The organism is Pseudomonas sp. CFII64, from assembly GCF_000416235.1.
Classification (GTDB): Bacteria; Pseudomonadota; Gammaproteobacteria; order Pseudomonadales; family Pseudomonadaceae; genus Aquipseudomonas.
Genome location: NZ_ATLO01000054.1, coordinates 1 through 12,595 on the forward strand (window position 1 = coordinate 1; position 12,595 = coordinate 12,595).

A 12,595-nucleotide genomic window follows, 5' to 3' on the forward strand; every position below is an offset into this window, starting at 1 on the left:
GGTTGCAGGCGTTAAAGGATGAGCAGAAGAGCTTGTTGGATCAGTCTATGCGAGTAACGTCTCAGAGTCTCGGTCTAGTCGCCGGCGGACTCCAAGTGACAGGAGGTATTGGCATATGCGTAGGATCAGTTGGATGGGCATGTGTCCCTGCCAGTATGATGATAGGACACGGCTTAAACAACATATATGAAAATGGCAACAATTTGCTGACGGGCCAATCCAACACCGAAGGGTGGTTAAGAGTTCGTTATCAAGCTGTTTCCGAATACTTTGGCGGCGGCAAAAGCGGAGGAAATATCGCCTATGGAACTGCAGATATTGGGTTATCCCTATTCGGAGCGTTTAGACTCACGTTAAAAAGGAATGCCTGGCGCCTATTCCGTTACGTAGATGCAGACTACGTAAGAGCGTATAAAGAGACATCCTCAACAATTCTAAAAATTGATGCCATGAGTGGCGAAATAACAGCGAGCGGCATTTCAAACGAATGGAAAAATGAGAAATGAATCCAATACTGCAACATATCACTTACGTAGGCCTTAGCACACTTTTTACGATAATCTCACTTTCACTAGTAAGATTCACATCCAGTGCAAGACACCGCAGAATTATTTTTAAAGCAGGCTTTATTTACAACACCGCACTGATAATAATCCAGACAACTTTCCTCCTTAAAGGACGTTTTCTTTTTCTGGACACCTTCGAAAACTCCTATATCGTTTATCTAGGCCTCGCCTTTGCGATTCTTCACGCACGCAGTATTGGCGCCTTGGAAGTAAACGCTTACGCAAATAAAGACACTTCACTAGCATTTGATAACGGGTTTTTGAGGTTATTAGATATAGGTCTCGACCGAGCTATTTTTTTAGCTAAATGGACGCTGATAATTCTAGCGACATCAGCATTTTACACGGTCATTATTAGCTATCTGCTAATTCAGGTAGCTCCGATGGAGACACTGGACTTACCGACACGAAGAGCTGCCGGAGTAATTTTATTCTTAGCCTTAGCAACGCTAGGAACACACCTCATACGCAAGCGCTATAAAACAAAACACTACAACCCCTCATTTGAAATAAAAGCGCCGTCATTCGGCACTAAAAAAACACTTCAGAATAGACTTCACAGCTTTAGAGCCAACTGGATACTACTTGTCTTTTCTATCTGGTGCGCCACCATGACCATGGTACTATTAGACGAGCTCACGAATTTCGAAGCACTACAACCACCTTGGCGAAACCTTACAAAAGCGGTTATATACGTTTTCTATTTGGCTATTTGGACGTTTGGGACAATCCTGCACCATCAAGCAAAGAAGAAATCGAAAATGAAAAACTTAAACTAAACCTTATTTATCCTCATCAGAATTATGAAGGGAATGCAGAAAATGAAGACTCCGAATGAATAATGCCATTTTCTACAGTGTATTTTGCGCAACAAGCTTATTATTTTTCTTACCATCACTATGGGCCAAATTCGTTTTTTTCAGGCGCCAAATACTCGTACAAAAAATCAATAACAGCAACGATATATAACGGAGTGTTCTTTTTTATCCACTTAAACTTTATTAAAAATAGCGAACTACCGTTCATAGGTGAAACAGAACCGGACACGATTGGATGGGTTTCGTTCGCAATGCTGCTTTTATACATGTATGCAATCCCAACGGAGCGCAATATCAAGCCATGGGGCTTTAGTAAATAGCATAACCACATGCACCACCATGATAGCAGTGAGCCCCCCTTCATCGTTTGAATACAAATAAACTCAGCATAAATATTTCGTAGTCGCACTAACAGGAAGCATAATGGACATAACCTGGTTTCACATCCAATATCTCGCTATAACGACACCATTATTCGCACCCTCGCTTTGGGCCAAATTCGCACCCGGGGGTGAAAATTTCTCGGGAAAAAAGCAGTTCGTTGTTTTTCTGTATAACGTAGCCATCGTCATAGGGCATATGATTTTCGCAGACACGGGCCACCTCCAGTTCGTAGGAGAAATGCGTAGCCCTGTTGTAGTTACCGTGACCGGTTATATGGTACTGGCTTACGTCTACGCTATCCCTCGCCCAATTAGATATACCGTCGAAGAAAAACGCGCGATGTTAAATCGGGGAGAGCCCGACATTGAAATCTACAGCCGCAGGGAGAACTTCTTCTACTATCTGAGAATAGGTATTTTCGTACCCTTATTTTGCGTGCCGGTGACGGGCGTAATCCTGTTAGGCCCATTGCAATTCATCACCCTTGAACCGCACGCGGTAAGAGCAATAGGCCTGATTCTTTACGCCATCGTCGTTCTAGCAGTCATTATTGGAATGCTCTATGAGGGGAAAAAGTACGGTCGGTTTTTCTAAGCCATCCCCATCAATACTTCAAAAAGATATGCGTCCTGCTGGCGCTAAGGACGAACACTGCGAGTGCGAAAATGTTGTAGGAACGAACTTGTTCGCGAAGGCGGCGTTTACGCCATCGTCGTTCCAGCAGTCATTATTGGAACGCTCTATGAGGGGAAAAGGTACGGTCGGTTTTTCTAAGCCATCCCCATCAATACTTCAAAAAGATATGCGTCCTGCTGGCGCTAAGGACGAACACTGCGAGTGCGAAAATGTTGTAGGAACGAACTTGTTCGCGAAGGCGGCGCCCCTGCGCGGGCAAGCCTCGCTCCAACGGGATTGCGTGAAGATGCCTCCAATTACCGCCCTCATAAAAAAACCCGAACACAAGGCCCGGGTTTTTCTCTGTCACTTCACCCGATCAATGCAGGATCTGGCTCAGGAACAGTTTGGTGCGATCACTTTGTGGATTGTCGAAGAACTCGTTGGGTGGCGCCTGTTCGACGATTTCGCCTTTGTCCATGAAGATCACGCGGTTGGCCACGGTGCGGGCGAAGCCCATTTCGTGGGTTACGCAGAGCATGGTCATGCCTTCTTCCGCCAGGCCGACCATGGTGTCGAGCACTTCTTTTACCATTTCCGGATCGAGTGCCGAGGTCGGCTCATCGAACAGCATGATTTTCGGCTTCATGCACAGCGCGCGGGCAATCGCCACACGTTGTTGCTGACCGCCGGAAAGCTGGCCGGGAAACTTGTGGGCCTGTTCCGGGATACGCACGCGCTCAAGGTAGTGCATGGCGATTTCTTCGGCCTTGCGCTTGGGCAGCTTGCGCACCCACATCGGTGCCAGCGTGCAGTTCTGCAGGATGGTCAGATGCGGGAACAGGTTGAAGTGCTGGAACACCATGCCGACTTCGCGGCGGATGGTTTCGATCTGTTTCAGGTCCGATGTCAGCTCGGTGCCGTCGACGACGATCTTGCCTTGCTGGTGCTCTTCCAGGCGATTCAGGCAACGAATGGTCGTTGACTTGCCGGAGCCGGACGGGCCGCACAACACGATTCGCTCACCCTGACGCACGTTCAGGTTGATGTCCTTGAGCACGTGGAACTGGCCGTACCACTTGTGTACGCCCTCCATGCGGATCATGCCTTCGGCGCCCAGAGGCTTACTGATAACTTCACTCATCACATAACTCCTAACGCTTGTGGCCTGTGTCCAGCTTACGTTCCAAATGCATGGAATAGCGGGACATGCCGAAACAGAAGATCCAGAACACCAATGCCGCGAAGACATAGCCTTCAGTGGCCATACCCAGCCAGGCCGGGTCGGCAGCCGCTTGTTTGACGCTGTTGAGCAGGTCGAACAGGCCGATGATGATCACCAGGCTGGTGTCTTTGAACAGGGCAATAAAGGTGTTGACAATGCCGGGGATAACCATCTTCAACGCCTGGGGCAGAATGACCAGCCCCATGGCGCGCCAGTAACCCAGGCCCATGGCCGAGGCCGCTTCGTACTGACCCTTGGGAATGGCCTGCATGCCGCCACGAACCACTTCAGCAACATAAGCCGACTGAAACAGGATGACGCCGATCAGGGCGCGCAGCAGTTTGTCGAAGTTCATCCCTTCCGGCAGGAACAACGGCAGCATTACCGAGGACATGAACAGCACGGTGATCAACGGCACGCCGCGCCAGAACTCGATGAACGTCACGCAGACCACGCGCACCGCCGGCATGTTCGAGCGACGGCCCAGCGCCAGCACGATACCCAGCGGCAATGCACCGGCAATACCGACCGTGGCAATCACCAGCGTCAGCATCAGGCCGCCCCACTGGCTGGTTGCGACGTTGGTCAGGCCAAACGCGCCGCCATGCAGCAGGAAGAACGCAATCACCGGGTAGATGAACAGGAAGCTCAGGCCGTAGACGGCTTTGCGCGGAAAGCGCGAGATGAACAGCGGCGCAACGCCGACAATTGCCAGGATCACGGTCAGGTCTACACGCCAGCGCAGGTCGCCAGGGTAGTAGCCGTACATGAACTGGCCAAAACGTTGCTCGATGAATACCCAGCAGGCGCCGGCCTTGGTGCAATCGGCGCGTGTGGTACCGACCCAGTTGGCGTCGATGAACGCCCAGCTGAGAATCGGCGGCACGACCAGAAACACCAGGTAGATCGAAAACAAGGTCAGCAGCGTGTTGATCCAGCTGGAGAACAGGTTTTGCCGCATCCATGCCACGGGGCCGAACACTTTGCCCGGTGGTGGCATATCAGGTTTGAAAGTATGAGTTGTCATGTGCGCTTCCTCACCGCTCAATCAGCGCAATGCGCTTGTTGTACCAGTTCATCAGCAAGGAAATGCTGATACTGATCGCCAGGTACACGCTCATGGTGATGGCAACGACTTCAATCGCCTGCCCGGTCTGGTTCAACACCGTACCGGCAAACAGGGAAACCATTTCCGGATAACCGATACCGGCCGCCAGCGAGGAGTTCTTCGCCAGGTTCAGGTATTGGCTGGTCAGCGGCGGGATGATCACGCGCAGAGCCTGCGGGATGATGACCTTGCGCAACGTCGGCCCGGGGCGCAGGCCCAGGGAACGCGCGGCTTCCGTTTGACCGTGGCTGACCGACTTGATACCCGACCGCACGATTTCGGCGATGAACGCTGCGGTGTACACCGTAAGCGCCAGGGTCAAGGCCAGCAGTTCAGGGATCAGCACCCAGCCGCCCACGAAGTTGAAGCCTTTGAGTTCCGGCATTTCCCAATGCACAGGCGAACCGAAGATCGCGGCGCACAACGCGGGAATGACGATGATCAGCGCCAGGCCGACCCAGAACTTGTGGAACGGTTGCCCGGTGGCTTCAAAACGCTTGTTGGCCCAGCGGGTCATCATGACCACAGCCACAATGGCCAGCACGATGCTGATGATGAACGGCCACGCGCCATCGGCGGCGAGCGCTCTTGGCATGTTCAGGCCACGGCTGCTGACGAAGAACATCTCCAGGTAGCCATGCGCCTGTCGCGGACCCGGCAAGGTCAGGAACACGGCGAAGTACCAGAACAGGATCTGCAGCAGCGGCGGAATGTTGCGGAACACCTCAACGTAGACAGTCGCCAGCTTGTTGATCATCCAGTTGGGTGACAAGCGTGCAACGCCGATGATGAAGCCCAGCAGGGTCGCCAGGACGATACCGATGAACGAAACCAGAAGGGTGTTAAGCAGACCGATGACAAATACGCGAGCGTAGGTGTCCGACTCCGTGTAATCGATCAGATGCTGGGCAATGCCAAATCCGGCACTGCGCTCAAGAAAGCTGAAACCCGAGGTGATGCCACGATGTTCCAGGTTGGTCTGGGTGTTATCGAACAAGAACCAGCCCATCGAGATCACCGCCACTATGGTGATGATCTGAAATGCCCACGCGCGCACTTTCGGGTCGCTCAAAGAGAGCTTTTGCTTGGGTGCGACGATTTGCTTTTCCATTGAATGCCCCAGGAAAAATGGAACAGAACAACGCCCGACAGCCTGGTGTTCAGACTGTCGGGCGCCGGGTCAATCAGCGAATTGGAGGAGCGTACTGAATGCCGCCTTTGTTCCACAGAGCATTTTGGCCACGCTTGATTTTCAGCGCAGTGCCTTCACCCAGGTTACGTTCGAAAACTTCACCGTAGTTACCGACTTGCTTGACGATCTGCACTACCCAGTCTTTCGGCAGTTTCAGGTCTTTGCCGTATTCGCCGTCAGCGCCGAGCATACGAGCGACGTCCGGGTTCTTGGTCGACTTGGCTTCGGCTTCAACGTTTTTCGAGGTCACGCCAGCTTCTTCAGCGTTCAGCATTGCGAACAGAGTCCACTTGACGATGCTGAACCACTCTTCGTCGCCTTTACGCACGACCGGGCCCAGAGGTTCTTTGGAGATCACTTCCGGCAGAACGACGTAGTCGTCCGACTTGGCCAGCTTGCTGCGCTGTGCGTAAAGCTGGGATTGGTCGGAGGTCAGAACGTCGCAACGACCGCCTTCCAGGGACTTGGCGCTTTCGTCGGAGGTGTCGAAAGTGATCGGGGTGTATTTCAGACCGTTCGAACGGAAGTAGTCGGAAACGTTAAGCTCGGTGGTAGTACCGGCCTGGATACAGATGGTTGCACCGTCCAGTTCCTTGGCACTTTTCACGCCCAGCTTGTTGTTTACCAGGAAGCCGATACCGTCGTAGTAAGTCACACCGGCGAATACCAGACCCATGCCAGCGTCACGGGAGCTGGTCCAGGTGGTGTTACGCGAGAGGATGTCGATTTCGCCGGACTGCAGCGCGGTGAAGCGCTCTTTGGCGTTCAACTGGCTGAATTTCACTTTGGTCGCGTCACCGAAAACGGCAGCGGCAACAGCGCGGCAGACGTCGGCGTCGATACCGGTGATTTTGCCCTTGGCATCAGGAACGGAGAAACCTGGCAGACCGTCGCTGACGCCGCACTGTACGAAGCCTTTCTTCTGAATAGCGTCCAGTGTTGCGCCTGCCTGAGCAAAACTGCTCACGCCGAGAACTGCTGCGGCGGCCACTACGGCCAGGGTGGATTTCAACATCTTCATTCAAACCTCCAGTTTGCTCTTTGTTGTGTCGGAGCTTGAGCCCCGCCGCACCCTTGTGAGGCACTGATGACCCGTGCTGGCTTATTTTTGGGTCATGCGGCGTAAGACCCGGATCCTGAATCGAGTGCAAGATCTTCTCGTCACTCGTAATCACGACCCCAAAACGGTCTGGCAGATTCAAGCCCCATGATGTTCCTGGACCAACCCGGTACAGGACGAACCGTGCCGAAAATCCTGATGCATGGATTTCGTGCCAGCCCCGGCGGCTACCAGTAATACGCTGATAGTGTTACCGACCGAGGTGAGCGCTTTCACTCCACCGTTTTTATAGCAAAGCCCGTACCAGCATGGTGGCAGAGTCGAATTAGCGACAGGTCAATAGGAAAACTTGTAACCTTGCGACATCTTCTTTCATTTTTAACAGGTCGTGCACCGCCTTAACGCACCGCAAAAGAGCGATTGCACGCTAATGGAGCGCACATGAGTGAGACCCTTGTTCTAGAGCCGATCAAGGCTGCCGATGCTTGCGTTATCTGGCTGCATGGTCTGGGCGCGGATCGCTACGACTTCATGCCCGTCGCGGAAATGCTTCAGGAAACACTGCTCACCACCCGCTTCGTCCTGCCCCAGGCACCGACCCGCGCCGTGACGATCAATGGTGGCTACGCCATGCCCAGTTGGTACGACATATTGGCGATGAACCCCGCCCGCGCTATCGATCACGACCAATTGGAAGCATCGGCACTGGCGGTTTTGAACCTTATTGAAGCGCAACGGGACAGCGGCATCGACCCGGCGCGGATTTTTCTGGCCGGTTTTTCCCAGGGTGGCGCCGTGGTCCTGCATGCCGCCTTTCGTCGTTGGCAGGGTCCGTTGGGCGGGGTACTTGCACTGTCCACTTACGCACCGACCTTCAACGACCAGATGACACTTTCTGCCAGTCAGCAACGCATCCCGGCGTATTGCCTGCATGGCCAACACGACGATGTGGTTCAGTACGACATGGGACGTGACGTTTATGCGCGGCTCCAGACCCTGGGCGTCACCGTCGCATGGCAGGAATACCCAATGGGCCACGAAGTGTTACCGCAGGAGATTTCCGACATTGGTAGCTGGCTAAGCAACAAACTTCGGTAACACCGTTTATAGACGCCTCTGGAATGCGCCTCTTGAGTACATCGTGTAGCCCATTCCGGATCAGACTACGCCGAGCCCGATTCTTGCTTTACACTGCTCGGCGTACATTCCCTAATCAATCGACGAGATGACCGTGCTCAAAGCACTTAAAAAGATGTTCGGTAAAAGCGAGGCTGAGCAGCTCGCGCCTAGCCCTGTTACATCCTCCCCCGCCCCTATCAGCCCTGTTGCTGACGATTCTCAGGATCGTCATGCCCAGGTTTCGGCTGCGCCCGTCGCATCCGTCGCTGTTCAGGAATCGCGCGAGGAGCCCGCCAAGGCCGAACCGGTCAGCTCCTCCAAACCAAAGTCCGAGCGCCCACGTCGCGAGCGTGCGCCCAAGCCGCCGATGGTGGTCTGGAACCTTGCAGATTTCGTCGTCGAGCCGCAGGAAGGCAAGACCCGCTTCCATGATTTCGATCTGGCACCGGAATTGATGCACGCGATTCAGGATCTGGGCTTTCCGTATTGCACACCGATTCAGGCAGAGGTGCTGGGTTTCACCCTTAAGGGGCAGGACGCCATCGGCCGCGCCCAGACCGGTACGGGCAAAACCGCAGCGTTCCTGATTTCGATCATCTCGCAACTGACCCAGACACCGCCGCCCAAAGAACGCTACATGGGCGAGCCTCGTGCGCTGATCATCGCGCCGACCCGCGAACTGGTCGTCCAGATCGCCAAGGACGCCGCCGACCTGACCAAGTACACCGACCTGAACGTCATGACGTTTGTCGGCGGCATGGACTTCGATAAACAGCTCAAGCAGCTTGAAGCGCGCCATTGCGACATTCTGGTGGCAACGCCGGGCCGTCTGCTGGACTTCAACCAGCGCGGCGAAGTGCATCTGGACATGGTCGAAGTGATGGTGCTCGACGAAGCCGACCGCATGCTGGACATGGGTTTCATCCCGCAAGTGCGTCAGATTATTCGTCAAACACCGCACAAGGGTGAACGTCAGACCCTGTTGTTCTCCGCGACCTTCACCGAAGACGTGATGAACCTCGCCAAGCAGTGGACCACCGAGCCGGCCATTGTCGAAATCGAAGCCCTGAACGTCGCCAGCGAGATGGTCGAACAGCATATCTATGCCGTGGCCGCCGCCGACAAGTACAAGCTGCTCTACAACCTGGTGACCGAGAACAACTGGGAACGGGTGATGGTCTTTGCCAACCGCAAGGACGAAGTGCGTCGTATCGAAGAACGTCTGGTGCGCGATGGCGTGAATGCCGCGCAGCTCTCGGGCGATGTGCCGCAGCACAAGCGTATCAAGACGCTGGAAGGTTTTCGCGAAGGCAAGATTCGCGTGCTGGTGGCGACTGACGTTGCCGGTCGCGGGATTCACATCGATGGCATCAGCCACGTGATCAACTTCACTTTGCCGGAAGTGCCGGACGATTACGTGCACCGCATCGGCCGCACCGGTCGCGCGGGCGCCAGCGGCGTCTCGATCAGCTTTGCCGGCGAAGACGATTCTTATCAGTTGCCGTCGATTGAAGAGAAACTCGGACGCAAGATCAGCTGCGAAACCCCGCCAGCTGAGTTGTTGAAGCCGGTAGTGCGCAAGCCAGCGCAGCCGGTGTAACGGGACTTCGCTGTCGTGTAGGAGCAAGCTTGCCTGCGAAGGCTGTGTGTCAGGCTCAACCCATGTGCCTGATACACCGATTTCGCGAGCAAGCTCGCTCCCACACAGGCTGCACACAGCATGTCGGGCTCACTTCCACCGCTCTGCCGCCGCATGATCACTGTCCCGCCCTTCGACCCAACGCGGCCCGTCTGCAGTGGTTTCCTTCTTCCAGAATGGCGCGCGGGTTTTCAGGTAGTCCATGACGAAATCGCAGGCTTCGAACGCGGCCTGACGATGGGCGCTGGCCACGCCGACAAACACGATCGGTTCACCCGGCTCCAGCGCGCCCACTCGATGCAGCACCTCCAGCCTGAGTAACGGCCAGCGCTGTTCGGCTTCTTCAACAATTTTGGCCAGAGCTTTTTCGGTCATGCCAGGATAGTGTTCGAGAAACATCCCCGCCACTTCCCGGCCCTCGTTGAAGTCCCGCACGTAACCGACGAAACCCACCACCGCGCCGATGCCAACATTGGCGGCATGCAGCGCGTTGACCTCCGCTCCCGGATCGAACGGAGCCGACTGGACCCGAATCGCCATGGTCAGCCTCCCGTCACAGTTGGGAAAAACGCCACTTCGTCGCCGGCCTGCAGTGGCGCGTCGAGGGCACACAGCTCCTGATTTCGCGCGCACATCACGCTTTGTTCGGCCAACACCTGCCAGGCCCCGGCGCGCTGTAACAGATGCTGGCGCAAGTCATCGATGGTGGCGAACTCGCCTGTGACTTGCTCGCCATCCAGGCCGAGGGCTTCACGATAACGGGCAAAATACTGGACTTGCAGGGTCATTACGCCTCCGCTTGCGATTCATCGGCTATGAAATGGCCGCTCTTGCCGCCGAGTTTCTCCAGCAGGCGCACCGATTCGATGACCATGCCGCGATCAACGGCCTTGCACATGTCATAGATGGTCAATGCGGCGACGCTGGCGGCGGTCAGGGCTTCCATTTCAACGCCGGTCTGCCCGGACAATTTGCAGCGGGCGAGAATCTGTACCGTATCTTCACCCTCGGCACTGAGTTCGACCTTGATGCTGGTGAGCATCAGCGGATGACAGAGCGGGATGAGATCGCTGGTTTTCTTTGCCGCCTGAATGCCGGCGATCCGCGCCACGGCGAACACATCCCCTTTGGGATGACCACCGCTGACAATCATTTGCAGGGTTTCAGGCCGCATGCGAATGCGCGCCTGGGCCACGGCTTCACGGAACGTCACGGATTTATCGGTGACATCGACCATATTGGCGCGACCTTGGGAATCGAGGTGAGTCAGCACTTGCCTTACTCCTGAACAGGAGTGGCGATTGTAAACCTAAACAACGAGGTGAATCTGCAAAGCATCCGTAGGAGCGGCTTCAGCCGCGAGAAGGTCGGCTCAGATAGAAGATCTGTTCATACCGGCGCCCTCGCGGATAAATCCGCTCCTACGGGTGAATTCATCGATTACAAATGCGACTCCGCATACTCGGCCAGGATGGAACGTGGCACGCCTTGCAGCGAGATGTGCACGCCGTTGGGGAAGTCTTTGAAACGCTCCGTCAGGTACGTCAGCCCGGAACTGGTGGCCGACAGGTAAGGGGTGTCGATCTGCGCCAGGTTACCCAGGCAGACCACTTTGGAACCGGCGCCGGCACGGGTAATGATGGTTTTCATCTGGTGCGGCGTCAGGTTCTGGCATTCGTCGATCAAAATCAGGCTCTGCTGGAAGCTGCGACCCCGAATGTAGTTGAGGGATTTGAACTGCAACGGCACTTTGCTGAGGATGTAGTCGACGCTGCCATGGGTGTTTTCGTCATCCATGTGCAAGGCTTCGAGGTTGTCGGTGATCGCACCGAGCCACGGTTCCATTTTTTCCGCTTCGGTGCCGGGCAGGAAGCCGATCTCCTGATCCAGGCCCTGCACGCTTCGAGTGGCGATGATGCGGCGATAGCGTTTGCTGACCATGGTCTGCTCGATGGCAGCGGCCAGCGCCAGAATCGTTTTGCCCGAGCCTGCGGCGCCGGACAGGTTGACCAGGTGGATATCGGGATCGAGCAAGGCAAACAGCGCCAGGCCCTGATAGATGTCACGTGGCTTGAGGCCCCAGGCTTCCTGGTGCATCAACGGTTCCTGGTGCATGTCCAGAATCAGCAACTCGTCAGACTTGATGCCTTTGATCCAGCCGACGAACCCCTGTTCGTCAATGATGAACTCGTTGATGTGAACCGCCGGCAGGTTATCGGTGAGCTGCACGCGGTGCCAGGTGCGGCCATGATCCTGGCGGGTTTCGACCTTGCTGACGCGATCCCAGAACGAACCGGTCATGGTGTGATAGCCACGGGACAACATCGACACGTCGTCGACCAGTTGATCGGTGCTGTAGTCTTCTGCGGCGATCCCACACGCCCGCGCCTTGAGGCGCATGTTGATGTCTTTGGTAACCAGCACCAGGCGCAAATCCTTGTCGCGCGCGTGCAGGTCAATCAATTGATTGATGATGATGTTGTCGTTCAGGTGTTCGGGCAGAAGGCTGTTGGGCTCCTCGCGCTTGCTCATCAGGATGGACAGGAAACCTTTGCGTACCCCGGTACCGCGATCAATCGGTACGCCGAGCTCAACCTCCTCGGGTGTGGCATCGCCCAGGGTTTTGTCGATCAGGCGAATCGCCTGGCGGCATTCGGCGGCAACCGAGTGTTTACCGGCCTTGAGCTTGTCCAGCTCTTCGAGGACGGTCATGGGAATGGCGACGCGGTGTTCTTCGAAATTCAGCAGGGCATTGGGATCGTGAATCAATACGTTGGTATCGAGCACGTAAAGGATTGGCTGGTTTGAGGAAGGGGTGCGTCCGTGATCATCCATACTCGCTCACCTTTATAAAAGCCAAGCGACGCAG

The 12,595-nt window shown here is 55.2% G+C and carries 13 protein-coding genes; 5 read left to right on the forward strand and 8 right to left on the reverse strand.

From position 1 onward, the window contains the following. The 3 genes from CFII64_RS28515 to CFII64_RS28525 all read left to right on the forward strand — a co-directional run. Positions 1-506 (forward strand): DUF4225 domain-containing protein (locus CFII64_RS28515; protein WP_044901807.1); only part of this gene is annotated, 506 nt, incomplete at its 5' end. Continuing rightward, positions 503-1,345, forward strand: a complete 843-nt coding sequence (locus tag CFII64_RS28520) for a hypothetical protein (RefSeq protein ID WP_020294366.1) — start codon at positions 503-505, stop codon at positions 1,343-1,345. The genes CFII64_RS28515 and CFII64_RS28520, both read left to right, overlap by 4 nt. A gap of 462 nt (positions 1,346-1,807) precedes the next feature. Continuing rightward, on the forward strand, positions 1,808-2,362 hold the full coding sequence (locus CFII64_RS28525) for a hypothetical protein (RefSeq protein ID WP_020294367.1): 555 nt from the start codon (positions 1,808-1,810) through the stop codon (positions 2,360-2,362). A 400-nt stretch (positions 2,363-2,762) separates the two neighbouring features. Here the strand turns inward: CFII64_RS28525 and CFII64_RS28530 are convergent, their stop codons facing one another. The 4 genes from CFII64_RS28530 to CFII64_RS28545 all read right to left on the reverse strand — a co-directional run bounded on the left by CFII64_RS28530 (position 2,763) and on the right by CFII64_RS28545 (position 6,929). Then, positions 2,763-3,527 carry an amino acid ABC transporter ATP-binding protein gene (locus CFII64_RS28530; protein ID WP_020294368.1) on the reverse strand — a complete coding sequence of 255 codons (765 nt, stop codon included), beginning with the start codon at positions 3,525-3,527 and terminating at the stop codon, positions 2,763-2,765. 10 nt (positions 3,528-3,537) lie between these two features. Then, entirely contained in the window at positions 3,538-4,635 is a 1,098-nt protein-coding gene (locus CFII64_RS28535) for an amino acid ABC transporter permease (protein ID WP_020294369.1), read from the reverse strand. 10 nt (positions 4,636-4,645) lie between these two features. Beyond that, a complete protein-coding gene (locus CFII64_RS28540; RefSeq protein WP_020294370.1) occupies positions 4,646-5,827 on the reverse strand; it encodes an amino acid ABC transporter permease in 1,182 nt (393 codons plus the stop codon). Positions 5,828-5,900: 73 nt separating this feature from the next. After that, positions 5,901-6,929, reverse strand: coding sequence for an amino acid ABC transporter substrate-binding protein (locus CFII64_RS28545; protein WP_020294371.1), 1,029 nt, complete (start codon positions 6,927-6,929; stop codon positions 5,901-5,903). A gap of 480 nt (positions 6,930-7,409) precedes the next feature. Between CFII64_RS28545 and CFII64_RS28550 the strand changes: the two genes are divergently transcribed. Together CFII64_RS28550 and rhlB are read left to right on the forward strand one after the other, a co-directional pair. Next, positions 7,410-8,066, forward strand: a complete 657-nt coding sequence (locus tag CFII64_RS28550) for an alpha/beta hydrolase (protein WP_020294372.1) — start codon at positions 7,410-7,412, stop codon at positions 8,064-8,066. Between the two features lie 127 nt (positions 8,067-8,193). Further along, positions 8,194-9,687: an ATP-dependent RNA helicase RhlB gene (rhlB, locus tag CFII64_RS28555; protein WP_020294373.1), complete on the forward strand. Its 1,494-nt coding sequence runs from the start codon at positions 8,194-8,196 to the stop codon at positions 9,685-9,687. Positions 9,688-9,816: 129 nt separating this feature from the next. On the opposite strand, the gene moaE is transcribed toward rhlB, so the two are convergent. From moaE to CFII64_RS28575, 4 genes are all read right to left on the reverse strand, one after another. Further along, positions 9,817-10,266 carry a molybdopterin synthase catalytic subunit MoaE gene (moaE, locus tag CFII64_RS28560; protein WP_020294374.1) on the reverse strand — a complete coding sequence of 150 codons (450 nt, stop codon included), beginning with the start codon at positions 10,264-10,266 and terminating at the stop codon, positions 9,817-9,819. Between the two features lie 2 nt (positions 10,267-10,268). Next, positions 10,269-10,514, reverse strand: coding sequence for a MoaD/ThiS family protein (locus tag CFII64_RS28565; protein ID WP_020294375.1), 246 nt, complete (start codon positions 10,512-10,514; stop codon positions 10,269-10,271). Continuing rightward, positions 10,514-10,999: a cyclic pyranopterin monophosphate synthase MoaC gene (gene moaC / locus CFII64_RS28570; protein ID WP_020294376.1), complete on the reverse strand. Its 486-nt coding sequence runs from the start codon at positions 10,997-10,999 to the stop codon at positions 10,514-10,516. Before moaC ends, CFII64_RS28565 begins: the two co-directional genes overlap by 1 nt. Before the next feature lie 167 nt (positions 11,000-11,166). Next, entirely contained in the window at positions 11,167-12,561 is a 1,395-nt protein-coding gene (locus tag CFII64_RS28575; protein ID WP_020294377.1) for a PhoH family protein, read from the reverse strand. Between the last annotated feature and the right edge of the window lie 34 nt (positions 12,562-12,595).

What these genes read in the sequence shown, in the direction of transcription:
- rhlB (WP_020294373.1), top strand. Translation starts at nt 8,194, where the DNA reads ATGACCGTGCTCAAAGCACTTAAAAAGATGTTCGGTAAAAGCGAGGCT.
- CFII64_RS28535 (WP_020294369.1), bottom strand. Translation starts at nt 4,635, where the DNA reads ATGACAACTCATACTTTCAAACCTGATATGCCACCACCGGGCAAAGTG.
- moaE (WP_020294374.1), bottom strand. Translation starts at nt 10,266, where the DNA reads ATGGCGATTCGGGTCCAGTCGGCTCCGTTCGATCCGGGAGCGGAGGTC.
- CFII64_RS28525 (WP_020294367.1), top strand. Translation starts at nt 1,808, where the DNA reads ATGGACATAACCTGGTTTCACATCCAATATCTCGCTATAACGACACCA.
- CFII64_RS28520 (WP_020294366.1), top strand. Translation starts at nt 503, where the DNA reads ATGAATCCAATACTGCAACATATCACTTACGTAGGCCTTAGCACACTT.
- CFII64_RS28545 (WP_020294371.1), bottom strand. Translation starts at nt 6,929, where the DNA reads ATGAAGATGTTGAAATCCACCCTGGCCGTAGTGGCCGCCGCAGCAGTT.
- CFII64_RS28530 (WP_020294368.1), bottom strand. Translation starts at nt 3,527, where the DNA reads ATGAGTGAAGTTATCAGTAAGCCTCTGGGCGCCGAAGGCATGATCCGC.
- CFII64_RS28540 (WP_020294370.1), bottom strand. Translation starts at nt 5,827, where the DNA reads ATGGAAAAGCAAATCGTCGCACCCAAGCAAAAGCTCTCTTTGAGCGAC.
- CFII64_RS28550 (WP_020294372.1), top strand. Translation starts at nt 7,410, where the DNA reads ATGAGTGAGACCCTTGTTCTAGAGCCGATCAAGGCTGCCGATGCTTGC.
- CFII64_RS28565 (WP_020294375.1), bottom strand. Translation starts at nt 10,514, where the DNA reads ATGACCCTGCAAGTCCAGTATTTTGCCCGTTATCGTGAAGCCCTCGGC.
- CFII64_RS28575 (WP_020294377.1), bottom strand. Translation starts at nt 12,561, where the DNA reads ATGGATGATCACGGACGCACCCCTTCCTCAAACCAGCCAATCCTTTAC.